The organism is Streptomyces sp. NPDC050448 (genome assembly GCF_040655295.1).
Lineage (GTDB): Bacteria > Actinomycetota > Actinomycetes > Streptomycetales > Streptomycetaceae > Streptomyces.
On record NZ_JBFAJR010000004.1, the window covers coordinates 64,851 to 87,515 of the forward strand.

Annotated in this window: 16 protein-coding genes; 4 read left to right on the forward strand and 12 right to left on the reverse strand. The window is 72.5% G+C overall.

What is annotated here, in order from left to right; translation table 11 throughout:
• Positions 1-119: 119 nt before the first annotated feature.
• The 5 genes from fusA to AB0I68_RS06990 form a co-directional block, all read right to left on the reverse strand.
• Positions 120-2,204 carry an elongation factor G gene (gene fusA, locus AB0I68_RS06970; protein WP_363176171.1) on the reverse strand — a complete coding sequence of 695 codons (2,085 nt, stop codon included), beginning with the start codon at positions 2,202-2,204 and terminating at the stop codon, positions 120-122.
• A gap of 411 nt (positions 2,205-2,615) precedes the next feature.
• Positions 2,616-3,146, reverse strand: a complete 531-nt coding sequence (locus tag AB0I68_RS06975) for a hypothetical protein (protein ID WP_363176172.1) — start codon at positions 3,144-3,146, stop codon at positions 2,616-2,618.
• Positions 3,147-3,231: 85 nt separating this feature from the next.
• Complete coding sequence (locus AB0I68_RS06980) at positions 3,232-4,230, reverse strand: SCO0930 family lipoprotein (RefSeq protein ID WP_363176173.1); 999 nt, start codon at positions 4,228-4,230, stop codon at positions 3,232-3,234.
• Positions 4,231-4,394: 164 nt separating this feature from the next.
• On the reverse strand, positions 4,395-5,843 hold the full coding sequence (locus tag AB0I68_RS06985) for an NADH-ubiquinone oxidoreductase-F iron-sulfur binding region domain-containing protein (protein ID WP_363176174.1): 1,449 nt from the start codon (positions 5,841-5,843) through the stop codon (positions 4,395-4,397).
• Positions 5,840-6,964, reverse strand: a complete 1,125-nt coding sequence (locus AB0I68_RS06990) for a hypothetical protein (RefSeq protein WP_363176176.1) — start codon at positions 6,962-6,964, stop codon at positions 5,840-5,842. Before AB0I68_RS06990 ends, AB0I68_RS06985 begins: the two co-directional genes overlap by 4 nt.
• A 459-nt stretch (positions 6,965-7,423) precedes the next feature.
• Between AB0I68_RS06990 and AB0I68_RS06995 the strand changes: the two genes are divergently transcribed.
• The gene (locus AB0I68_RS06995) at positions 7,424-8,710 is read left to right on the forward strand and encodes a helix-turn-helix domain-containing protein (protein WP_363176177.1); all 1,287 of its coding nucleotides are present in this window, start codon (positions 7,424-7,426) and stop codon (positions 8,708-8,710) included.
• Positions 8,711-8,866: 156 nt separating this feature from the next.
• Here AB0I68_RS06995 and AB0I68_RS07000 read toward each other — a convergent pair whose 3' ends face one another.
• From AB0I68_RS07000 to AB0I68_RS07015, 4 genes are all read right to left on the reverse strand, one after another.
• Positions 8,867-9,673 (reverse strand): sigma-70 family RNA polymerase sigma factor, encoded by an 807-nt coding sequence (locus AB0I68_RS07000; RefSeq protein ID WP_363176178.1) that lies wholly within the window; start codon positions 9,671-9,673, stop codon positions 8,867-8,869.
• A gap of 149 nt (positions 9,674-9,822) precedes the next feature.
• The gene (locus AB0I68_RS07005; protein WP_363176179.1) at positions 9,823-11,241 is read right to left on the reverse strand and encodes a DUF1996 domain-containing protein; all 1,419 of its coding nucleotides are present in this window, start codon (positions 11,239-11,241) and stop codon (positions 9,823-9,825) included.
• A gap of 9 nt (positions 11,242-11,250) precedes the next feature.
• Entirely contained in the window at positions 11,251-11,916 is a 666-nt protein-coding gene (locus tag AB0I68_RS07010; protein WP_363176427.1) for a DUF4142 domain-containing protein, read from the reverse strand.
• 246 nt (positions 11,917-12,162) lie between these two features.
• Entirely contained in the window at positions 12,163-14,259 is a 2,097-nt protein-coding gene (locus tag AB0I68_RS07015; RefSeq protein WP_363176180.1) for a SpoIIE family protein phosphatase, read from the reverse strand.
• A 227-nt stretch (positions 14,260-14,486) separates the two neighbouring features.
• Here AB0I68_RS07015 and AB0I68_RS07020 point away from each other — a divergent pair, with 227 nt between their 5' ends.
• Positions 14,487-15,608, forward strand: a complete 1,122-nt coding sequence (locus tag AB0I68_RS07020) for a PP2C family protein-serine/threonine phosphatase (RefSeq protein WP_363176181.1) — start codon at positions 14,487-14,489, stop codon at positions 15,606-15,608.
• A 310-nt stretch (positions 15,609-15,918) separates the two neighbouring features.
• Positions 15,919-17,472: an alpha/beta hydrolase gene (locus tag AB0I68_RS07025; RefSeq protein ID WP_363176428.1), complete on the forward strand. Its 1,554-nt coding sequence runs from the start codon at positions 15,919-15,921 to the stop codon at positions 17,470-17,472.
• A gap of 169 nt (positions 17,473-17,641) precedes the next feature.
• Here the strand turns inward: AB0I68_RS07025 and AB0I68_RS07030 are convergent, their stop codons facing one another.
• The 3 genes from AB0I68_RS07030 to AB0I68_RS07040 form a co-directional block, all read right to left on the reverse strand.
• Entirely contained in the window at positions 17,642-18,973 is a 1,332-nt protein-coding gene (locus AB0I68_RS07030) for an MFS transporter (RefSeq protein WP_363176182.1), read from the reverse strand.
• A gap of 6 nt (positions 18,974-18,979) precedes the next feature.
• Positions 18,980-19,393, reverse strand: a complete 414-nt coding sequence (locus tag AB0I68_RS07035) for a PaaI family thioesterase (protein WP_363176183.1) — start codon at positions 19,391-19,393, stop codon at positions 18,980-18,982.
• Positions 19,394-19,551: 158 nt separating this feature from the next.
• The gene (locus AB0I68_RS07040) at positions 19,552-21,576 is read right to left on the reverse strand and encodes an NADPH-dependent 2,4-dienoyl-CoA reductase (RefSeq protein WP_363176184.1); all 2,025 of its coding nucleotides are present in this window, start codon (positions 21,574-21,576) and stop codon (positions 19,552-19,554) included.
• Positions 21,577-21,897: 321 nt separating this feature from the next.
• Here AB0I68_RS07040 and AB0I68_RS07045 point away from each other — a divergent pair, with 321 nt between their 5' ends.
• A complete protein-coding gene (locus AB0I68_RS07045) occupies positions 21,898-22,665 on the forward strand; it encodes an SAVMC3_10250 family protein (protein WP_363176185.1) in 768 nt (255 codons plus the stop codon).

Sequence of the window (22,665 nt, forward strand, 5' to 3'; positions counted from 1 at the left end):
GCCCGCCGCGCGGGGCGCCCTCCGGCCCTGTCGCCCGTTAACCAACGCCGCCCCGGGGCTCTGGGGGGGCCCCGGGCCCCCCCCCCCGGCCGCGGGGGCGGCCGGGAGCGGGGGGCGTACTAGCCCGACAGGGCCTGCCGGTACGCCGCCACCGGTACGGGGGCGTAGCCCGTGGGACGGGTGGTGAACGTGCCCCGTCCCTGGGTGCGGCTGCGCAGCCGCGACGCATAGCCGAACAGCTCGGCCAGCGGCACGGTGGCGGTGACCGCCGTGGTCCCCGTCCTCGCGGTCGAGCCCGAGACCCGTCCGCGCCGGGCGGCCAGATCGCCCAGCACCCCGCCGACGGCGTCGTCGGGTACGGTCACCACGACCTCGACCACCGGCTCCAGCAGCTCCATCGCGGCGGCGCGCAGCGCCTCGCGCAGCGCGAACCTGCCCGCCGCCCGGAACGCCATCTCCGAGGAGTCCTTGGGATGCGTGGCCCCGTCGGTCAGGGTGACCCGCAGCCCGGTCACCGGATGTCCGCCGAGGGGGCCCTCGGCGAGCGCGTCCCGGCAGCCCGACTCCACCGCGCGGACGTACTCCTGCGGCACCCGCCCGCCGACCACGGCCGACCGGAAGTCGAACGCGCCGTCGCCGCCCGCGTCGCCGCCGGCGTCCCCGTCCAGGGGCTCGACGTCGAGGACCACATGGGCGAACTGGCCTGCGCCGCCGTCCTGCTTGACGTGCCGGTACACCAGCCCCGACACGCCGCGCGCCACCGTCTCCCGGTACGCCACCCGCGGGCGGCCCACGCCGATGTGCAGCCCGTGGCTGCGGCGGATCTTCTCCACCGCCACCTCCAGGTGCAGCTCGCCCATCCCCGACAGGACCGTCTGGCCCGTCTCGGGATCCGTCCGGACCACGAGCGACGGGTCCTCCTCGACCAGTCGGGCCAGCGCCGACGACAGGCGGCCCGCCTCGGTGCTGTTGCCCGCCTCGACCGCGACGGACACCACTGGTGCGGCGGCCCTCGGAGGTTCGAGGACGAGCGGTGCGTCCGGTGCGCACAGCGTGGACCCGGCGCGGGTGCCCTTGAGTCCGGCCACGGCGACGATGTCCCCGGCCACGGCCTGGTCCACTTCGGCGTGGTGGTCGGCCTGGACGCGCAGGATCCGTCCGATGCGCTCGGTCCGGCCGGTACCCGCGTCCAGCACGGTCTCCCCCTTCCTCATCGTTCCCGCGTAGACCCGCAGGCAGGTCAGCCGGCCGGTCGCCGTCGCGCTCACCTTGAAGGCCAGCGCGGCGAAGGGCGCCGACGGGTCGGCGGCCCGTTCCTCCACCGCCGCGCCACGGGTCCCCCGTACCGGCGGCATGTCGGCCGGGGAGGGGAGGTAGGACACGACGGCGTCCAGCAGCGGCTCGATGCCGCGGTTGCGGTACGCCGAGCCGCACAGCACCACGACGCCTTCACCGTTCCGGGTCAGGTCGCGCAGCGCAGCGGACAGCGTGGAGGCGGACAGCGCCGACGTGGCGCAGTACTCCTCCAGGGCGGCCGGATGGAGTTCCGCCACCCGCTCCTCCAGCAGCCGGCGGCGGTTGCGCGCCTCCTCGTACAGGGCATCGGGTACGGCACCCGTCTCGAACGAGTCCGGCCCGGCGCCCCAGATCAGCGCGCGCATGTGGACGAGGTCCACCGTCCCCCTGAATCCGTCCTCCTGCCCGATGGGCAGCTGGACGACCAGCGGAACCACGTGGAGCCGGTCCTGTACGGACGCGACCGCCTGGTCGAGATCGGCGCCGACGCGGTCCATCTTGTTGACGAACACGATGCGCGGCACGCCGTGGCGGTCGGCCTGTCGCCATACCGACTCGCTCTGCGGTTCGACGCCCGCGACGGCGTCGAACACCGCGACCGCGCCGTCGAGTACGCGCAGTGAACGCTCCACTTCGTCGGAGAAGTCGACGTGTCCCGGTGTGTCGATCAAGTTGATGCGGTGACCGTCCCACGTGCAGCTGACGGCGGCGGCGAAGATGGTGATGCCCCGGTCTCGCTCCTGGGGGTCGAAGTCGGTGACGGTCGTGCCGGTGTGGACCTCGCCCCGTTTGTGGGTGGCCCCGGTGGCATAGAGGATCCGCTCGGTGACGGTGGTCTTCCCGGCGTCGACGTGGGCGAGGATGCCGAGATTGCGGACGGTGGTCGAGGTGTGCAGGTGGGTGCGCATGGCCCGAGGTCTTTCTGATGGGTCGAGAAGGAGGGCAGCGCGATTTCCGGACGGAAAGAGTGACGTGGGAAGGCAGGCGTCACAGGGCTCGACCGCGCCCCGGACACACCCGGGTACACGAGGTCGGCTCGCCTGCCGAACAGAGGGTCGGATCTTCGTCGCGGACATCCGGTGACGGCCGCGCAGCCGTCACCGGGAAGACGAAGACACCAGGATCACGTCGTACCGCGACCGGGGAACGAAGACGGCGATGCGGTGACACACGGCCTGGCTCCCCTCACTCGGATCACTCGAGTCACTCGACTCGGTCGACGATGCGCACGCCACAACCTGTGGCGGCACGAGAGCGAGTGTAGTGAGACGGCAGCGGCCCGGCACCGCAATTATCCGCGGGCCGGGCCGGACGCCTCCTCAGGAAGCGGCGGGACTGGGGGAGTCGTGCCCGCCGTCGTGGGAGGAGCCGTGGGAGGCGTCGTGGGGGGCATCGGGGGAGGCGCCGTGCTCGGAGGCTCCGTGCTCGGAGGCTCCATGGCCGGGGGCGGTTTCGATCGTTCCGCCGAGGCGGGTGTGGGCGGGGGCCAGGGCCTCGGCGGATGCCGCCGTGATGACCCAGGTGGGTCCGACGAGGTAGGTGCCGCCATACATCTGAGCCTCCGTCAGCCAGGCCTGCCGGCCCTGCTCGGTGGTGAAGGTGGCCATCCGGAAGCCTTCCTGGCCCGCCCCGCACGCCCCCTCCCGGAGCTCCTCCGCGTCGACCGTGATCTCGGGCGTGCAGCCGAGGGCGGCGGCCATCTCCTGGAGCTGGGCGGGGCGGGCGGACGGGGCCGGGACGGACGAGCTCTCGGCGGGCTCCTGCGGACCGGCCGCCACCCGGGCAGCGCAGCCGCCGCACAACAGCGTCGCGAGCAGCGCGGCGGCGGCGATACGGGGTGAACGGGGCATGGCTGGCTGCCTCACAGGGGTCGGGGGCGGCGGCTTCGGGACCGGGGTCGGGGGCCGGGCTCGGGGCCGGGCGCTCGAGTTCGCGCTAGGCCGTCGGCGGGACCTTCTTGCCTTCGGCGGTGACCGCGAACCAGAGGCCCTGCTTGTTGTGTCCGTTCGCCTGGCCGGGCTCGGTGTCGCCGGTGAAGGTGTAGACCGGCCAGCAGTCGATCGTCAATTGCTCGCTGCCGTCGGGCCGCTTCACCGATCCGACCAGCTTGCCAGAAATTCCCTCGGCCTTCGACTTGTCCACGGCCGCGGCGGGCTTCCAGGTGTCGAGGCAGGCACCGAGGCAGCCGAACTTCATCGGCCAGGCGCTGTCCTTGTCGAATCGGTAGAGCGTGTGCCACTGCCCGTTCACCAGGATCTTGCCGAGCTTTTCGTTGTCGGCCACGGAGAGTTCCGCGCCCGACTTCATTTCCATCCCTCCCATTCCGGCGCTGCCGCCCGTATTCTGTTTCTTGTCGATCGCCTTCTTGCCGTCCGGTGCCAGTGCGTGCCAGGTGCCGCCGACGCCCTCGCCCTTCGCCTCGCCCGCCTTCGTGTCCTTCGCGTAGCGGTACACGGGCCAGCCGGCGAGGGTCAGCTGCTTGCTGCCGTCGGCCCGGTCGACCGAGCCGAGGAGGGCGGCGTCTATGCCGGCGGCGGCCGACGCGTCGTCCGCCGGGACCGCCGGCCACGTCGTGGCGCAGTCCCCTTCGCAGTTGGACTTGGGGGGCTTGGGGGTGTCCTTGTCGAAGCGGTAGAGGGCCATCCCGGCGCTGTCGGTGACCACGCTGCCCACGCTCGCGATGTCGCGTACGGCCAGCTGCCCCGCCGACCCGCCCTTGCCGGAGCCCGATCCGACGTCCGAGCCCGACCCGGAGCCCGCGGCGGCGGGGTCCGCTCCGTAGCCGCCCGCCCCGTAGGCCGAGCCGTATGCGCCTCCGAGGGGCTTGCCGGCACCCGCCGGCTGTACGGAATTCGCGTTGCGAGCGGCATTGTCGCCGCTTCCGCACCCGGCCGCCAGCAACAGGACCGCAGCCACCGATCCGACCGTTGTCATACGACGCATCTTGTTCACGATCACTCCTTCTGGTTGAACCCGGGGGGGTTCGTCTACTGCCCTATTCATAAGGCCTGAGAAGGGCGCCGAATTCGAATGAGCGGGATTTTGTCAGATCGCGCTAACGCTTGAACTCCCGCCGCCGGCAGCCGTTTACCGCCGGCTCATTCCTGAATGCGCAGCGCGAGCGCGGGGCAACGCCGCACCGCACGGAGGGCCTTCGGACGCAGCCTTCCGGGGACCGACATGACGGCCTCGGCCGGGTAGCCGTCCCGGTCGAGGCGCACCACGTCGGGCAGCACGTCCACGCAGAGCCCGTGCCCCTTGCACAGCGTCCAGTCCACGACGAGCCGTTCGGGGTTCTCGTCCTCGGGCAGGGGCAGCGCCCCGAGCACACGGCGTCCGCAGCCGCTGCCGAGGGCGTGGTCGCGCATCTCGTCGGGGAAGACGGCGAGCGCGGAGGCCATGAAGGCCGAGGTGCCGTCGGGATGGCTGCACGCACCGCGGCGCAGCACCCCCCGCATCCGCACTTCGACCGCCTCCAGGGCGGAGCGGCCTCCCCCGGCCACGAGGGCCTCCACGGCGTCGGCGAGCGAGGGCAGGCCCCTGACGCACGGGCCGCACTGGCCGGCGGTCTCGTCCGCCATCCAGCGCATCACGCGGGCCACTTCGCCGGCCGGGCAGGTGTCCTCGGGCAGCGGCAGGACCGCACCCGCCCCCAGCGTGGCCTTGTACGAGGTCAGGGACTCCCGGGAGAGCAGGGCGGTGCGCGCCGCCGCCGCCGTCAGCCATTTGCCGTGGTACCCGCCGACCAGGACGCCCTGGCCGGGGGATGAGCCGCACAGCTCCAGGACGTACGCCAGGGAAGTCCCGAGCGGCGCCTCGACGACCGTCGAACCGCTGATCGTCAACATGACGGTGCCCGGCTCGGTCGGCAGGCCGACCGAGCGGAATCCCGGCACCCCGAGCCGTGCCGCGACGGCGAGTTGGGCGTACGTCTCGGTGTTGGACAGCAGGGTCGGCAGGCCGCTCAGGCCCCGCTCGCTGGTCCGGACCTTCTGCCCGTTCGGGACGGCGGCCCCCCCGTTGAGGCCGTTCACGAGGGAGGTCCCCTCTCCGGTGACGAAGCGCTCGGGGAGCCTGCCGACGCGGACGCGGCTGCCGGCTCCGCCGCGCTCGGCGACGGCGGCGCGCAGGGACTGCTCCACGTCGTCCCGGGTCACGCCGATGGCCACCTCCTCGGCGCCGATCGCCTCGGCCGCCAGGAGGGCGCCGTCGAGGACGAGGTGCGGGGAGTGCAGCAGCATGGCGGCGTCCTTGAGACAGCTCGGCTCGCCCTCCGTGCCGTTCACGACGACGGCGGTCCGCCCCTCCTTCGTCCGGGCGGACCGGATGACGGCTTTGAGCTTGCGGGCGAAGGGAAAGCCCGCTCCCCCGCGGCCCCGCAGGTCGATGCCCTCGGCGAGCTCCACGAGATCGTCCGAGTTGTACTGCGGCAGCGGGCCGTGCACCACCAGGTGGTTGGCGCGATCGAGCCGCGGCAGCGCGTCGAGTCCTGCGAGCAGCCTGGGCTGGCCGACGCACCCGAGGGCGGGATCGACGATTGAGGTCACTGCCGGCCCCGCATCCCGTCGAGCGGGTCACCGGACCGGTCCGTGGCCAGCCCGACCCCGATGCCGCTGGGGATGAACACCGTGTCGTACGGATCCGCGCCGTACGGTGCGCCGTACGGCACCGTGCCGTACGGCGGGAGGATCTCGGTCGTGGGCTCCACGGCCGACCGGGGCGAGGGCACGGGACCGAGGCCCGCCGGGGCGAGGACCGGGTCGGGCTGCTGCCCGGCCGAGCGCCGCTCCGACTGCCGCGCCAGGCGCGCCGTCAGCCGTTCGGCAGCCCATTCGGCGGGCTGCCGGACGAACCGCTGCGGCGCCTTCTTGGGCCGGGGCGGCGCCGCCTGGGGTGTGGACGCCTGTGCGGCGACCGGGCGGACGGACGCCGCGCGCAGCCTCGCCCGCAGGCGGATGGCGAGCACGACGGCGACCCCGATCAGGCAGAGGGCGTACGACACGGTCACCCAACCGCTGGCCGGGCGGCCGGCCTTCAGCCCGTGCACCAGGGACGCGCCCCAGGCCGGGTACGCGCCGACGTGCAGGGCCCGCCACCACAGGGAGCGGCCCTTGGTGGCGAAGGCGCTGCGGACCGCGCCGGAGACCGCCGTGGAGACGAAGATGTATCCGGCCAGGGTGCCGAGGCCGATGAGGACCGGCCGGTCCCGGTCCGCGAACGGCAGGAACGCGGAGGTGACCCCCGTGTGCGACTCGGCGACCTTGACCCAGATGTGCAGGAGGAGGAAGCCCAGCCCCGCGACGGCGAGGCCGCGGTGCGCTCCCTGGGCGATCAGCCGGTGCCCGGAGGTGAGCACGGTGCGGTCCGTGGCCGCGAGCCCCCACAGGACGGCGGAGGTGAGTGAGACGAGCGAGAGGACGCCCGCCCCGAAGTCGAGGAAGGCCCAGAAGTGGCTCAGGGCGCCCACCCGGGCCGCCACGGCCAGGACGAGCAGGCCCGCGAGGGCGAGGATGACAAGGGTGGCGGGACGCACGCCTCCGGCAGGGGCCAGCAGGGGCGGCCTCCGGACGGCCCGCCGGCCGGCGGCCGCGGCAGCGGCCACGCCGGCATGGCGTTTGGTGCGGCGGGCCCGGTGTGAGCGGGGCGTACGGGCTTGGGACAGGGGCATGTAGTTCTCCCATACGCCCAGGCCCGAGGCACTCCACCGCGCACTCGGCGCCCGGGGTAGTCGACGGAACTGCTCCGCGGTGGGCGGGAGATGAGGTCTCACCGACCGGGAGCGGGGGCCGGAGTGCAGAAGCATCGTGGAGCTTCGCAACGCCTCCACAGTATTTATCGAATCGTGACAAGTTCTTGCGCCCTTGGCATCGTCACACCGAACCTCCGCGGAAGATTCCCTTCCAACGGTGCGGTGGCAGCCAGGGTCACCCCTTGTCCGCCACCACACCTCCCCGTCGGCAAAATCGAGGCAAAGCCGCGGGACTGCAAGTGGATGGCACTCTCCTGGAGGGTGTACGAGGCGCTCAACTCCCCCGTCCGCACTGGCGCAGACGGGGAGGGAGACGGCCTCGGCAGGCTTGTCACCCTCCCACGGGGCAGGCCGTACCCCGGCATGAACGAGGTAACAATGTGCGAACTTCTGAACCGCATCTGGGCCCGTCCCCGAGGCGAATGGACCCGGGTCCTGCGAAGGGAACTCCCCGCGCTGGCCGCAGGGATGGTGGAGGAGCTGAGGGAGGAGCTCCCCGGGTTCTCCGCCCTGGTCGACGACCTGGACGAGGAGGTGGTCAGACAGCGGCTCGAAGTGGCCCTGCTCACCGCCCTCGGGTACCGCGAGCCCGCGCCGCAGAAACAGGCGCGGCCCGCGGACCCGCATCCCGGTCCCGACCCTGACTGCGCACTGGACTCCGGTCTCGACCCGGAATCCGAGTCCGACTCCGACCCGATCCGGGAGGAGGACGAGGACGAGGACGACTACGCGGCCGAGCACGACCACCCTGACGAGGTGGAGGAGGAAGAGGAAGAGGAGCACCGCGGCCACCCGCGGCTGCGGGACCCCGGCCGCCGAAGGCAGTTGGCCCCCCTGAAGGTCGTCCCTCCCGAAGGGTTCGCAACCCCCTCCGAACGCGCGCGGCGTGAGCTCTTCTCCGCTCTTACGAGTGACATGCCCATGGCTGAAATCGCCCTCTCCGAACTGGCCGCCGCGGCCGGCTGGCCCCTTCCGGCCGAGATACGCGCCATCGCCCTGGCCACACCGGGCGAGACACAGCAGCTCGCGGCCGCCTTGGACGACGGACTCGCCGGCATGGTCGGCGGCCAGCCGTGCCTGCTGGTCCCGAGCCCGGACCCGGAGACCCGCGCTTCTCTGGAGGCCCTGCTGCGTGGCCGGTTCGCCGCGGTCGGCCACCCCGTCGCCCCCCGCGACACCGCCTCCTCCCTGCGGTGGGCCCTGCGGCTGCTGTCCCTGACCCCGAACCGCGCCGGCATGGAGGGACGCGCCCTCTTCGTCGACGACCACCTCTCCACCCTCCTGCTGCTCCAGGACGAGCCCCTGGCGCACGCACTCGCCGCACGCTGGCTGCGCCCGCTGGCGAACCTCACCCCGCGGCAGAGCGAACGGCTCGAAGTGACCCTCCTGGCCTGGCTGGAAGGCGGCGGCGCCCCCGAGGCCGCGAAGGCGTTGAGCGTGCACCCCCAGACCGTGCGCTACCGCATGCGGCAGCTCGAGAAGCTCTTCGGACCCGGACTGCGGGACCCGCGTACGCGCTTCGAGCTCGAGATGGCCCTGCGCAGCCGCCGCCTGATGGCCCAGGTACGCCGCCAGAATTCGCGGATCACCCGCAAGGTGCGGGTCGCGACGACGGACTTCCGGCCGCTGGGCGTGGGGCGCATGGCCCGCGTCAACGGCCTGTAACCCCAACCCCTCACCCCCGGACCCCTCAGCCTTCACCCCCAACCCCCGAAACCCTCAGCCTTCACCCCCAACCCCCCGAAACCCCCGCACACACGCAACCGGCCCCGGTCCCCTCCCCCGCCCACGCGGAGCAGGGGGGACCGGGGCCGCCGCGTGCTACAGGCCGACGAGCACCGCGGACGCCCCGGCCCGCAGCGCGGCATTGAGGTCGAGCAGTTCGGCGTACGCGCGGGAACAGGACCGGCAGGCCGCCAGATGGCGGGCGAGGCCGCGGCCGCGGGGCGCCCCGCGGCGCCGGATCACCGCGCCGAGGACGCTGCCGTAGTGGCGGCACCGGTCGTCGGAGGCGGTGTCCAGGTGGGCGCGCAGGTACGCCTCGCGCAGTCCTTCGCGGGCCCGGAAGGCCAGCGAGGTCACGGCGCTGGGGGTGATGCCGAGCAGCCGGGGGACGTGGTGCGGGCAGTCGTCCTCGACGAGGGTGTGCCAGAGGACGGCTTTCCAGCGTTCGGGCAGGGCCTGGAAGGATCGGGCGACGAGCCGGCGGTCCTCGCTGTCCAGGAGCCGGCGCTGCGGGTCGTCGCCGTCGGGGCCGGGGCGGCACCACGGTTCGACGTCGGGCGTCAGGACGGTCCGGCCGGCGCCGTCCCGCCACTCGATGGCCGTGTGGCGGACCACCGACAGGAGGTACGGGCGCCAGTGGTCCCGGGGCCCGGCGCCGGAGCGGACGGCCTGCAGGGTGCGGATGAACGCCTCCGAGACGAGGTCCTCGGCGTCCTGCGGGGCGCGGCAGCAACGGCGCGCACATGCAAAAGCGGCGGCACTGTGCCGCCGGTACAAGAGCTCGCAGGCGGCCGGATCCCCGTCGCCGGCTGCGTAGGCCGCTCTGAGCTGCTGTATGAGGTCCTGGTCCGAGGGCTCGGGCCCGCGTTGCGGACCGGCCGTGGTGTGACGAGAGCCGGACATGGCACTCCTCGTGAGGGTCGCAGGGCCCGCAGGCCCCTTGGGGCAGTGGCACATGCGCGAATGCGGTGCCGGTCCGAAGTCGGCTTCGGACCGGCACCGCTCTCGGGGCGACGCTGGGAGGTGGGAGGGGGAGCGTCGCCCCGAGGGCCTCACCGGCAGGCGCGCCCGTCGTTGATGCAGCGCACCGCACCGGCCATCAGGTCGTTCGACATGACGTTGATGAAGTCTCCGTGGTCGGTCACCGGCTTGTGCAGCTGCTCGGGGAAGCTGTCCACGGCGAACTGGGCGCCGGGCGGCACGCTGTAGACGATCCGCTGCACCAGCTGCGGGATGGCCTTGAAGCCCTTCTTGCAGTTGCCGTTGGCGTCGGCGAAGGCCACGTGGGTGCGGTGGTTGGCGCTGTCGATGTTCTTGCCGTCCCAGCAGCTCTGGAAGTTGAACGTCCGCACGACGTCACTGCCCTTGGGGCACAGCGGGTACTTGTCCTTCAGCTGGCGGTTCTCGAAGCCGGTGCAGCTCCACGACGCATTCGCATTGGCGTTGCCGTTGGTGAGGGCCTTGGCGTCGCCGGTGATGATCCGCATGAAGCGGGGCATCGCCGTGACCTTGCTGACGGGGCTGCCCTTGAAGTCGATGGTCACCTGCTTCGGCTTCAGGATCGTGCCGACGTTCGCGTCCTGGCCGCCGCCGGGCGCCGCGGCGTCCTTTTCCGCCTTGCCGTCGCGCAGCCGCAGCACCGGCCAGTAGTACGCCGACTGGTCGCCGTTGGTGCAGGTGGTCCCGGATGCGGCGAGGCTGTTGTTGGTGGAGAAGGCGTCGGTGGTCTTGTTGCCGACGTAGTCGTGCATGTGGTGGGCACCGTTGCTCACACCGGGCGCGACGATGACGTTGTCCGGATTGAAGTGGCCGTTCTCGTTGCGCCCGCACTGCACGGCGAAGGATCCGGTGGAGGCTCCCGCACCGGCCCCGGGCTTGCGCACGTTGGGCTTCACGTTGCCGATGGCGACGAAGTCGCTGCGCGCCGGTCCGCCCTTGGCCTGCTGTTGCTGTTGCTGTTGCGGTGCGGCCTGCTGCGCGGCGGCACCCTGCTGCGCGGCGCCCCAGGCGCCGTTGGCGGCGGCCGGGTCGTCCGCCGGGTCGGCGGCCGCGGCCTCCTTCATCACGCACGCGCTGAGCCCGTTCAGCCCCGCGGGCTTCGCGCCCGCCTTCCCGAGCGTGTCGGAGAGAGTGGTGATGGTCTTGTCGCGCTGCTGCTTCAGCCCGCCGAGCAGGGCTTTGTCCTTGGCCCGGCCGGAGGAGAGCTGCTTGTAGGCGTCGGCGACCTGGGTGTCGAGCTGCGCGAGGTTCGCGTCGACCTCGTTCCGGGCCTGGTCGGGGACGTTGGTGAGCTTGTCGCCCACGTCCGGGCAGTCGATGGTGGCGGTCACGGGCGCCGTGCGGGCATCCTGCCCCGCGAAGGCGCCCTGGGAGACGAGCACGACTCCGCCGCCGCCCAGGACCAGGGCGGACATCGCGGCAAGGATCTTGTGCTTCGGCCGCAGACGGCGTTTGTGGCCCTTTTGACTCATGCGATCACTTCACTTCGTCGGTCGGGAAACGGGGGAGGAGGCGGGTGCAGGCGCGGAGGGGGTGCCCGACGGGGCGTCGGCGAGGCCGTCGAAGTCGACCAGCCCGCTGGCCTCGAGGACCGTGATGTGGTCCAGGACAGTGGCGTTGGCGTCCGTGGCCAGGGCCCGGACCATGGAATTGCGGGTCTGCGCGCGGATTTGGGCCACCAGCGTGAACACCTTGCCGTGCGCCCTGCGCAGCAGCTGGATGAACAGCTGCTCGTACTGGGGACCTTGGGCCTTGTCCAGTTGGTCGAGCCAGCCCTGCTGCTGTTCGCTGGGCTGGTTGGGGAGCTCCATGCCGAGGGCCTGGGCCACCTCCTGGACCCTGCGGTCCAGTTCGGTGTGGCCTTCGACGAGATGCTCCCCGGCGGTGCGGACCACGGGCCGTTTGGCGCGCTGCTGGGCCTGCCGCCCTGCGGGCAGCTCCCACAGACCGGCGAGCCGCACCTTGCGGACGAAGTCCCGGTCCTGGGGGGTGAGCGGCCCGAAGGCCGTGCTCAGGATCCCGGCACCGTCGTCCCCGGCGGCCGGCGCCGTGACGGCTGCGGCGTTTTTCCCGCCGAACTTCTGCACGGGGATCAGCAACGCGATCAGGGTGAAGGCGAGGGCGCCGATGACGACGCCCGTTGCCATCACGTGTCTCGAAGCTACCGACATGCTGCCGACGGCCGACCGACGGAAAGACAGCACTATGCCTCCTTGCTGCGTGGACCGGCAGGGGTTGCGGCGGCTCGGACTCCGGCAGTTGCCCGTGCCGTGACAACCGCGCTCCCCGGGTGCCACGGGACGCTAGTGCCAGTTGTGGTGTCTGTTTGGAAGGACCATCACGAATGGACAAACATCCGGGCAACACCTCGAAAGGCTGGTACCGTGCGGGCGCTAGTGCCCCGGGGCCTCGGACAGGGGACGGGTGCGGGCTATGAGCAAAGCCACGTCGTCGCGGTCGTCCGGCTGGCGCAGTTCGCCCAGCAGCAGGTCGCAGGTCTCCTCGAGGGGACGGCCCGGGCCACTGAGCAGTGTGGTGAGCACCTGCAGGCGGGTGTCGATGTCCTGGTCGCGGGTCTCGACGAGCCCGTCGGTGTACAGGACGAGCTCGTCGCCGACGCCCAGGTCGAGGGCGGAGGCCTCGAAGGGCACGCCGCCGACCCCCAGGGGCGCGCCGGTCGGCAGGTCGAGGAGCTCGGGCGGGCGCCCGGGGCTCGTCCGCACGGGGGGCAGGTGGCCGGCGGTCGCGATGCGGCACCGGTTGCGGTGGGGGTCGTACACGGCGATCACGCAGGTGGCCATGGTGTGCCCGAGCCCGGTCGTGGTGTGGTCGAGCCGGGTCAGGACGGCGGCCGGGTCGAGGTCGAGTTCGGCCAGTGTGCGGGCGGCGGTGCGCAGTTGTCCCATGGTGGCGGCGGCGTTGATGCCGCTCCCCATGACGTCCCCGACCACGAGGGCGGTCTTGTCGTCGGGCAGCGGGATGACGTCGAACCAGTCACCGCCGACTTCGCCGGCCGCCGCGGCGGGCTGGTAGCGGTAGGCGATCTCCAGGCCCGGGGTGGGGGTCGGGTGGTGGGGCAGCAGATGGCGCTGGAGGGTGAGGGCGGCGTGGCGCTGCTTCTGGTACCAGCGGGCGTTGTCGATGCAGACGGCGGCGCGGGCCGCGAGCTCGCCGGCGAGCAGGACGTCGTCGTGGTCGAACGGCAGCGGGTTGCTGGTGCGTTGGAGGCCGAGTGCGCCGATGACCTCGCCGCGGGCGATCAGCGGCACCGCGAGGTACGAGTGCAGCCCGGCCTCGGCGAGGAGGGTGGCTGCCTCGGGGTCCCGGGCGACGCTGCCCAGATCGTCGTGCGTGACGTGCGCCAGGAGTATGGGGCGGGCGGCCCGTACGCACTGGGTGACCAGCCGGGTGGTGTCGTAGCGGGCGATCGAGCCGACCGGGTCGGCCGCGAGGGTCGCGGGGGTGGGGTGCGCGGCCTTGACGGCGAGGGCGCGGAACCGCACGGTCTCGTCCATCGGGGCCCCGGGCGGGTGGTCGCCCGTCAGGACCGCGTCGAGGACGTCGATCGTGGCCAGGTCGGCCAGCTGCGGCACGGCGATGTCGCCGAGTTCGCGCGCCGTGACCCACAGGTCGAGGGTGGTGCCGATGCGTACCGAGGCATCGGCGATCAGGGCGAGCCGTTGGCGGGCCTGGGCGACGGCCATCGAGCTCTTGTGCTGTTCGGTGACGTCGACGACGGACGCGGCGATCCCGATCGGCCGCCCGGCCGGGTCGTCGAGCCGGTAGAGGGAGACCGACCAGGCGTGGTCCTGGTCGGGGTCCGCGGGCGTTCGGCCGGTGACGAACCGGTTCAGCTCGGGCCGGCCGGTGGACAGGACCTCCCGCATCGCCGCCTCGATGGACGCGGCGTCCAAACGGGGCAGGGCCTCGTGGACGTGGAGGCCGAGGTGCCGGGCGGCGGGCAGGCCGTTGATGCGTTCCAGGGCCGGGTTCACCAGGACGTAGCGGAGCTCGGTGTCCAGGACGGCCAGGCCGGTCGGGGACTGTGTGACCAGCCGCATCGACAGGGCCAGGTCGCGCTCCACACGCCGCAGGGTGGCCTGGTCGGAGGCGATGCCGAGAGCGTAGAGCCGGCCTTCGCTGTCCTCGAGCCGCATGTTGCGGAACTCCGCCAGCCGGGTGCTGCCGTCCTTGTGCAGCACGGGGAACGCCCCGGCCCACTGGCCTCCGCCGGCCATCACCTTCTCGAAGAGGGAGAGGACGAGCCCCAGGTGCTCTTCGTCGACGAGCAGCTGCGCCGCGAACCGGCCGAGCGCCTCGCCTGCGGTGTAGCCGAACAGTTCCTCGGCCTGCGGGCTCCAGAGCGCGATCCGCCCCTCCGCGTCGAGGACCACCGCCGCGACCCCGAGCACGTCGAGGAGACCCGGCCCGGTGGAGGGGCCGGGGGGCGCCGGCTCCGCACCGGCCCGGAAGGCGTCCGCCGTACTCATGCCGGCCGCTCCTTCCCGTCCACTGCCGAGAGCGGTGGATCGGCCCGCTCGGTACCCACCCCCCGGGTCCGCGCCCGGGGTGTCTCCCATCCTCTCTCCACTCCCCCGGACCGGCAGCGCAGCCGCCCCCCGATTCGGCCGTACGACGGATCGCGGCGACGGGACGAACGCGCACGTCGCGACCCGGCCGGTGCGCGGGAACAACAAGCGCGGTGTATTCAGGACTCATGGACCATCGGCTGCCGCATACCGGCCATCGCCGCTCCGGCGAACCGCGCCATGCCCTGCTGGCGGTTCCCTTCGCGCTGATCGCGGCCGTCACGGTCGTCGACGTCCTGGCTCCGCCCGATGTCCATCTCGGCCCGTTCCTGGTCGCGGCCCCGGCCGTCACCGCCTCCTTCGCCGGGCCGCGGATGACGGGGTTCGTCGGCGCGGTGGCCGTCCTGGCCCAGGTGACGGTCGCCGTGTCGCGGACCACCGTCACCGACCTGAACCACACTTTCCAGATCATTGCCCTGGTCCTGATCTCGATCTTCGTGACACTCTTCGCACACCTGCGCGAGGTCCACGAGAAACAGCTGATCCAGCTGCGCTCGATCGCCGAGGCCGCGCAGGAGGTGGTCCTGCGACCGCTCCCCGACCGGATGGGCCCGCTGCGCCTGGCCTCCGTGTACCTGGCCGCCGAGGCCGAGGCCCAGATCGGCGGGGACCTGTACGCCGCCACCCGCACCCCGCACGGCACCCGGCTGATCATCGGCGACGTCCGCGGCAAGGGGCTGGAGGCCGTCGGGGACGCCGCCCTGGTCCTCGGCGCGTTCCGGGCCGCCGCCCACCAGGAGGCGGACCTGCCGACGCTGGTCGCCCACCTGGAGGCCGCCGTGGCCGCGGACCCGGACGGCACGGGCGAGCCGGCCGGCGAACCCGGCGAGGCGTTCACCACGGCCGCGGTACTGGACATCCCCGATCAGGAGATGACGGTACGGCTCATCAGCTGCGGGCATCCGCCGCCCCTGCTGCTGCGCGGCGGCCGGGTCGTCCCCCTCGAGGTGGACCACCCGGCGCCGCCGCTGGGCCTGACGCAGTACGTGGACACCGGCTTCGCCCCGCAGTCCTTCTCCTTCCAGCCCGGCGACGTCATCCTCCTGTACACGGACGGCGTCATCGAGGCCCGCGACGAGGCCGGCGAGTTCTACCCCCTGCCCGAGCGCGCCGCCGACTGGCCGGGCGACGGCCCGGACGCCCTGCTGCACCACCTGTGCGCGGACCTGCTGGCCCACTCCCCGGGCGGCAGCCTGGGCGACGACGCGGCGATGGTCGCCATCGAACGCGTCACCGGCCGCCCCTCCTGACCCGGTCCCCTCCCCGCCCGGCCCTCCCGTCCGCAGTGCGGATGGATGTCCCGCCGGTGGGATCGGCGGGTGCACGTCCTCGCTCGCGACGCGCCGTCCGACGGCTGCGCGCTGCCCGCCGCTGCCCCGCCGCTGGGCCCCACTGTCCGCACGTTGTGTCAACTGCACCTGCGTGTCGGCCAGTTGTCCGGATGTGAGCTCCTTCGCGAGGAGCATACGGACCGACCCTCCGGGATGATTCGCCCGGAGCCCGCGTGCAACAGGGTGGTGAGGCCATCGAATTCACGGAAGGAAACGGCTCTTCGTGAACATGAAACGCCTCGCACCGCTGCTCGCCGCTGCCGGTCTCCTCGCGACCACCGTCCCCCTGCTCTCCGCGGCCCAGGCCTCCGCCGCGCCGGCCGCGGAGTACACCCCGCAGACGCCCGCATGGCAGCGGTGCAGCACCGACCAGCCGGCCTCGTACGAGTGCGCGACCATCAAGGTGCCGCTCGACTACCGGCGCCCCCAGGGCCCCACGATCGACCTCGCGATATCGCGGATGAAGAGCGAGAACCCGGCCAAGCGCCACGGAGCCATGCTGCTCAACCCGGGCGGGCCGGGTGGTCCAGGCCTCGATCTGCCGCTGATGATGAACGAGTTGATGCCCAAGGACGTACGCGACCAGTACGACCTGATCGGCTTCGACCCGCGCGGCGTCGGCGCCTCCAGCCCGATCACCTGCGGGCTGACCGGCGCCGAGCAGAACCTCGACCGGCCGTACAAGGAGGAGACGTTCCAGGCGGACGTGACCTGGGCGCGTACGGTCGCCGAGAAGTGCCGCGAGAAGGCGGGCTCGGTGCTCCCCTTCATCACCACCCGCAACACCGCACGCGACATGGACGCGATCCGCTCCGCGCTGGGCGAGAAGAAGATCTCGTACATCGGCTACTCCTACGGCACCTACCTGGGCGCCGTGTACACGCAGATGTTCCCGCACCGCACCGACCGCTTCGTGCTCGACAGCGGCGTGGACCCGCAGCGCGCCTGGCGCGGCATGATCCAGGTGTGGGCGACCGAGGCGGAGCCGGCGTTCAAGCGGTGGACGCAGTGGACGGCCGAGCGGGCGGCCGAGTACCGGCTCGGCGACACCCCGGACGCGGTCTCCAAGACCTTCTGGGACATCGTGGCCCGGGCGGACAAGCAGCCGATCGAGTTCGACGGCATGAAGCTCACGGGCGATGACATCCGCACCGCGCGGGCCGTGTTCTTCTACCCCTCGCAGGCGGCGCCCCTCGTCAAGGCGCTCAAGGACGCGGCCGACGGAAAGCCCGTCCAGCTGACCGCGCCGCAGCGGAAGCTGCTGAATCCCACCGCCGAGCCGGCGTCGGACAACGGCACGGCCGTGTTCCTGGCCGTGGTGTGCGGGGACACGGAATGGCCCCGCTACCCCGAGCAGTACGCGCGTGAGGCCGCCCGGGACAAGGTCAAGTACCCGCTGTACGGGGACTTCGCCTCCAACATCAAGCCGTGCGCCGACTGGCGGCGGCCGATCGAGCCCGCAACGGCGATGAAGACGAAGACCGACGTGCTGACGGTGCAGAACGAGTGGGACTCCCAGACCCCGCTGGTCAGCGGCCAGGGCCTGCACCGCGCCCTCAAGGGCTCGCGGATGGTGCTCGCGCAGGGCGGTGAGGGCCACGGCGTGTACCTCGTCGACCCGAAGTCCTGCGCCAACGCCCCGGTCAGCTCCTACCTGACGACGGGCAGGCTGCCCGCCGAGGACGTGACCTGCCAGACGACGCCGGGCGGCACCGAGCGCCGGGCGGAGATCGCCCCGCAGTCGCCGCAGCGCTTCCCCGCCCTCACCAACGGGAGGTTCTGACCCCGGGGCCTGACCCCGGGGCCTGACCCCGGAAATGTCCCGAATCCGTGCCCTGCGCGGGTGTTGAAGATGCGGACCCGGGTGCGGTCGCCGGGGAGGGCTTCGACGTCGTATCCGCCCTCCGCGGTGACCAGGTTCTTGCTCTGCTCCGTCCAGCGGATCACCGGCGTCACGGCCGCCGCGGCCGCCGCGGGCCGCTGACCGCAGCCGGGGCCGCGGACCCGGCCACCGCTTCCCTGGCCGGGTCCGCGGCACCCGCGATCCGGCTGCCCCGCAGCGGGGTCAGCAGCCCCGCCCCGGCGATGAGCAGGCAGAAGACCCCGGCGGCCACGCTGACCGCCGGGACCCCGTGCCGGGCGGCCAGCACCGTGAGGGCGGCCGCGCCCAGCGGGCCCGAGGCGTTGTGCACGGTCCAGAAGGCGGAGGTGACCCGGCCGAGCAGCGGATCCGGGGTCACCTCCTGGCGCACGGTCATGGAGCAGACCCCGCCGAGGGTCATCCCGAACATGAACACGGCGGCCAGCACGGCGATCACCGGCAGGCTGCGGCTGACGCCGGTCCCCGCCACCGCCACGCCGATCATGGCCACCGAGCTCAGCCAGCAGGCGCCGAAGCCGAACGCCCGGCGCAGCGGCCCCGCGGCGAAGGCCGCGCCGACGACGCCCAGCCCGCTCACGGCGATGACGTAGCCGACGGTGGCCGCGCCGTGGCCCAGGTCCTGCTTGATCCGGAAGACCAGCAGGTCGGTGGCGCCCATGGTGACGAAGGTCAGCAGCGTGAGCAGGACGGTCAGCGGCCTCAGCACCGGGTGGGCCCACAGGAAGCGGAAGCCCACGACGAACATCTCGCGCACCTTCGGGACCTCGGAGGCACGCGCCTTCGAGGCGGGCGCCTTCGAGGCGGGCGACTCCGCCGCGCCGTCCCGCACGAAGGACACCCACCGCAGGCTCACGGCCGAGACCAGGAAGGTCGCCCCGTCCACCCCCAGAGCCCAGTCCGCACCCACCCCGGCTGCGATGAACCCCGCCGCCGCCGGCCCGCACAGGGTCCCGAAGGCGAAGGTGCCCATCAGCCGCCCGTTGGCGGCGGTGAGGTCCTCGGAGCGCACGAGGTTCGGCACCGCCGTCACGTACGCGACGTCGAACAGCGTCTTCAGGGCGGTGACCAGCGCCGTCAGGAGGTACAGCACCCAGATCCGCGGCCCGGCCAGCCAGATGAGCGGTACCGCGCCGAGCAGCAGTGCCCGCAGGAGATCGCAGGTGATCATCAGGCGGCGCCGGTCCGTCCGGTCCACCACGTACCCGGCGAACATCCCGGTGGCGATGCCGACGACCCCCGAGATCACGGTGATCAGGCCCATCTGGACGACGTCCCCGGTGGCGTCCAGGACCAGCAGGGGCAGCGCGAGCAGCGAGATCGATCCGCCGAGGACGGACAGCGCCTGGCCGAGCCAGAAGACGTTGAAGTCCCGGTTCCGCCAGAGCGAGGTGTGGGCCGGCACCCGCGATCAGCCCAGGAGGGCGTAGACGGTCGACGCCGTGGCGGCCGGCTCCTGTGCGCCCTCGGGGGTCAGGGTGATGTCGGCGAAGGCCATCCGCTTGCCGAGCTTGGTCACCCGTACCTCGATCAGCACGTCCGCGGCGAGCACCGGCCGCTGGAAGCTGGTCGACTGCTGGACGGTGGTCATCGGCCCGTACGCCCCGCGCGCGGCGGAGATCGCGATGACGGTGGCGGTGTCGGCGGCGGCCATGAGGGCCTGCCCGGACAGGCCGCCGCCGTCCCGGGCCAGTGCCTCGGACCACGGCAGCCGCAGTACGGCGTGCCGCTCGCCCGTCTCCTGGACGGTCAGCCCGAGGGCGAGCACCCAGGGGGCGAAGTTGTCGGCGAGGATCTTGTCAGCGTCTGCGGGTGTCAGCGTCACCCGGAGATTGTGGCGGCCCGCCCCGGGCCGCACAACACCATTGATCCGTCAGGGCCGTACGCGCTCCGGCCGGGCCGGCAGGCCGGCGACGACCCCGTCCCGGCCGGTGACGATCGCCCGCGGCGCGGGGCCGCCGTCCGGCCGGCCGGGGGCAGGATTCAGAGGGTCGCCGCCAGCTCCGTGCCCTGGCGGATCGCCCGCTTGGCATCCAGCTCGGCGGCCACATCGGCGCCGCCGATCAGGTGCGGCCGGCCGCCGGCCGCGAGCAGCGCCTCGTACAGGTCGCGTCGCGGCTCCTGGCCGGTGCAGAGCACCACCGTGTCGGCGGGGACGAGCCGCTGCTCCTCGCCGACGGTGATGTGCAGGCCCTCGTCGTCGATCCGGTCGTACGTGGCGCCCGCGACCGAGACGACACCGCGGTGCTTGAGCTCCGCGCGGTGGATCCAGCCGGTGGTGGTGCCGAGGCCGGCGCCGACCTTGGTGGTCTTGCGCTGGAGGAGGTGGACCCGGCGCGGGGGCGCGGGCCGCTCGGGGGCGGTGAGGCCGCCGGGGCCGGCGTACGAGGTGTCGACGCCCCAGTGGCGGAAGTACGTCTCGGGGTCCTGGGAGGCACCCTCGCCGCTGTCGGTGAGGAACTCGGCGACGTCGAAGCCGATGCCGCCGGCGCCGACGACGGCGACGCGCTCGCCCACGGGGGCGCCGCCCCGCAGCACGTCGAGGTAGCTGACGACGTTGGCGTGGTCGACGCCCTCGATGTCGGGGGTGCGGGGGGTGACGCCGGTGGCGACGACGACCTCGTCGTAGCCCTGGAGGGTCTCGACGTCCGCGCGGGTGTTCAGCCGGACCTCGACGCCGCGCTCCTCGAGCTGGGTGCCGAAGTACCGGATGGTCTCCTCGAACTCCTCCTTGCCCGGGATGCGGCGGGCGATGTCGAGCTGTCCGCCGATGTGGCCGGAGGCCTCGAAGAGGGTGACGGCGTGGCCGCGTTCGGCGGCGGAGACGGCGCAGGCGAGTCCGGCCGGGCCGGCGCCGACGACGGCGACGCTCTTCTTCAGCTGCGTGGGCGACAGCACAAGCTCGGTCTCGTGGCAGGCGCGCGGGTTGACCAGGCAGCTGGTGATCTTGCCGCTGAAGGTGTGGTCGAGGCAGGCCTGGTTGCAGCCGATGCAGGTGTTGATGGTCTCCGGGCGGCCAGCCTCGGCCTTGGCGACGAAGTCGGCGTCGGCGAGGAAGGGGCGGGCCAGGGAGACCAGGTCGGCACGGCCGTCGGCGAGCACCTCCTCGGCGATCTCCGGGGTGTTGATGCGGTTGCTGGTGACGAGCGGGACGGAGACCGCGCCCATCAGCCGCTTCGTGACCCAGGTGTAGGCGCCGCGCGGGACGGAGGTGGCGATGGTGGGGATGCGGGCCTCGTGCCAGCCGATGCCGGTGTTGATGATGGTGGCGCCGGCCGCCTCGACCTCCTTGGCGAGGTGGACGACCTCGTCGAGCGTGGAGCCGCCGGGGATCAGGTCGAGCATGGAGAGGCGGTAGATGAGGATGAAGTCCTCGCCGACGGCCGCGCGGGTGCGCCGGACGATCTCCAGCGGGAAGCGCACGCGGTTCTCGTACGCGCCGCCCCAGCGGTCGGTGCGCTTGTTGGTGGCGGCGGCGATGAACTCGTTGATCAGGTAGCCCTCGGAGCCCATGATCTCGACGCCGTCGTAGCCGGCGAGCTTGGCGAGGCGGGCGGCGCGCACGAAGTCCTCGACGGTGCGCTCGACCTCGATGTCGCTCAGCTCGTTCGGGACGAAGGGGCTGATGGGGGCCTGGAGGGCGCTGGGGGCGACCAGGTCCTTGTGGTAGGCGTAGCGGCCGAAGTGCAGGATCTGCATGGCGATCTTCCCGCCCTCGGCGTGCACGGCCTCGGTGATCACCCGGTGCTCGGCGGCCTCTTCCTCGGTGGTGAGGCGGGATCCCCCCTCGAAGGGCCGGCCGGCGTCGTTCGGGGCGATGCCACCGGTGACGATCAGGCCGGCGCCGCCGCGGGCGCGCTCGGCGTAGAAGGCGGCGAGGCGCTCGAAACCGCCCGCGTGCTCCTCGAGGCCGGTGTGCATCGAGCCCATGATCACGCGGTTCGGCAGGGTGGTGAAGCCGAGGTCCAGGGGGCTCAGCAGGTGCGGGTACCGGCTCTGGGAACTCATGAGGGGCGCCTCCTCGCGCGGGGGTGATGAACCTGTTCTAGCGAGCGGGGGGAGGTTTTGCAACTAGGTGCATAACCTGAGGCGACGGCCGGGAACCATCCGCCCCCGAAATCCCGGGGCCGGGTCGTGGGCGCCCCCGGAACCCTGTGGCACAGTTCACGCCGCGGCGAAACGCCGCCGAGGGGGCCCACGGGCGCGCAGCCCTGAAGCATCCGGCCGGCCGGGGCGAAGCCTCAACCGCACACCCGCTCGCACCTCGGGGCCCGGCCCGGCCGTGCCGTGACGCGCCAGCGGGACGCAGGGTGCGGCGCCAGTGGCAAGATGATCCCCTCAAGGGGAGACCCACTCAGCCGGGGGGCTGCATTGCGCGAGTTCATCTACGTCTCGGACAACAAGCTGCGCCAGTTCACTGCTCCACCGCGACGCCTCCACAGGACGGCGGCAGTGCGCTTGTCCACGCCCTTCGGAGGATTCGAGCTCGACGCCCCCGTCACCGACGCCGAGCGAGTACGGCAGCGGCATCTGAACCAGGTGTCCGAGCATCTCGAAGAGTCCTCCCGCTGGTTCGCGGACCCGGACCTGCGGCCCGGCCACTGGGTCTGGTTCGAGGCCCCGCTGCGCCAGATCTCCCTCACCGGCAGGTTCCGTCACCTGGTTCTCTTCGCCGATCCCGCCCCCGGCGAGGACCTCGCGTACGACGAGGAGACGGGCTGCCGCCTGCTGATGCACGGTTCGGCTCGGCACCTGCTCGGTCAGCCACCCGAGCAGGCCGAGGGGCTTCTGCTCGAGAGCATCGCCGGAGGCGACAGCATCGGAACGGCCTTCCTGACCCAGGCGGGGCAGGTGGTGCAGACGCTGTCTCTCCAGCAGGATCCCGCAGTGGACGGCGAAGCCCCCCGTCCAGGACTCCCCGAAGAGGGCGTGCGTGACCTCATGCTCGCCCTGGACTCGGCTCCGGGACAGGCGCGTACGGCCTCCTGGACACGCGGCTTCGCGCGTGTGACAGCCCTCCTCACCTCCGTCCCCGGCAACGCACCGTGCCTCGTGGCCAGCCCGCTCACGGTCGAGTACGCCCCCGACCTGCCCTGA

What these genes read in the sequence shown, in the direction of transcription:
- fusA (WP_363176171.1), bottom strand. Translation starts at nt 2,204, where the DNA reads ATGCGCACCCACCTGCACACCTCGACCACCGTCCGCAATCTCGGCATC.
- AB0I68_RS07045 (WP_363176185.1), top strand. Translation starts at nt 21,898, where the DNA reads ATGATCCCCTCAAGGGGAGACCCACTCAGCCGGGGGGCTGCATTGCGC.
- AB0I68_RS06980 (WP_363176173.1), bottom strand. Translation starts at nt 4,230, where the DNA reads ATGACAACGGTCGGATCGGTGGCTGCGGTCCTGTTGCTGGCGGCCGGG.
- AB0I68_RS07040 (WP_363176184.1), bottom strand. Translation starts at nt 21,576, where the DNA reads ATGAGTTCCCAGAGCCGGTACCCGCACCTGCTGAGCCCCCTGGACCTC.
- AB0I68_RS07025 (WP_363176428.1), top strand. Translation starts at nt 15,919, where the DNA reads ATGAAACGCCTCGCACCGCTGCTCGCCGCTGCCGGTCTCCTCGCGACC.
- AB0I68_RS07020 (WP_363176181.1), top strand. Translation starts at nt 14,487, where the DNA reads ATGGACCATCGGCTGCCGCATACCGGCCATCGCCGCTCCGGCGAACCG.
- AB0I68_RS06975 (WP_363176172.1), bottom strand. Translation starts at nt 3,146, where the DNA reads ATGCCCCGTTCACCCCGTATCGCCGCCGCCGCGCTGCTCGCGACGCTG.
- AB0I68_RS07015 (WP_363176180.1), bottom strand. Translation starts at nt 14,259, where the DNA reads ATGAGTACGGCGGACGCCTTCCGGGCCGGTGCGGAGCCGGCGCCCCCC.
- AB0I68_RS06990 (WP_363176176.1), bottom strand. Translation starts at nt 6,964, where the DNA reads ATGCCCCTGTCCCAAGCCCGTACGCCCCGCTCACACCGGGCCCGCCGC.
- AB0I68_RS07010 (WP_363176427.1), bottom strand. Translation starts at nt 11,916, where the DNA reads ATGGCAACGGGCGTCGTCATCGGCGCCCTCGCCTTCACCCTGATCGCG.
- AB0I68_RS07005 (WP_363176179.1), bottom strand. Translation starts at nt 11,241, where the DNA reads ATGAGTCAAAAGGGCCACAAACGCCGTCTGCGGCCGAAGCACAAGATC.
- AB0I68_RS07000 (WP_363176178.1), bottom strand. Translation starts at nt 9,673, where the DNA reads ATGTCCGGCTCTCGTCACACCACGGCCGGTCCGCAACGCGGGCCCGAG.
- AB0I68_RS06995 (WP_363176177.1), top strand. Translation starts at nt 7,424, where the DNA reads ATGTGCGAACTTCTGAACCGCATCTGGGCCCGTCCCCGAGGCGAATGG.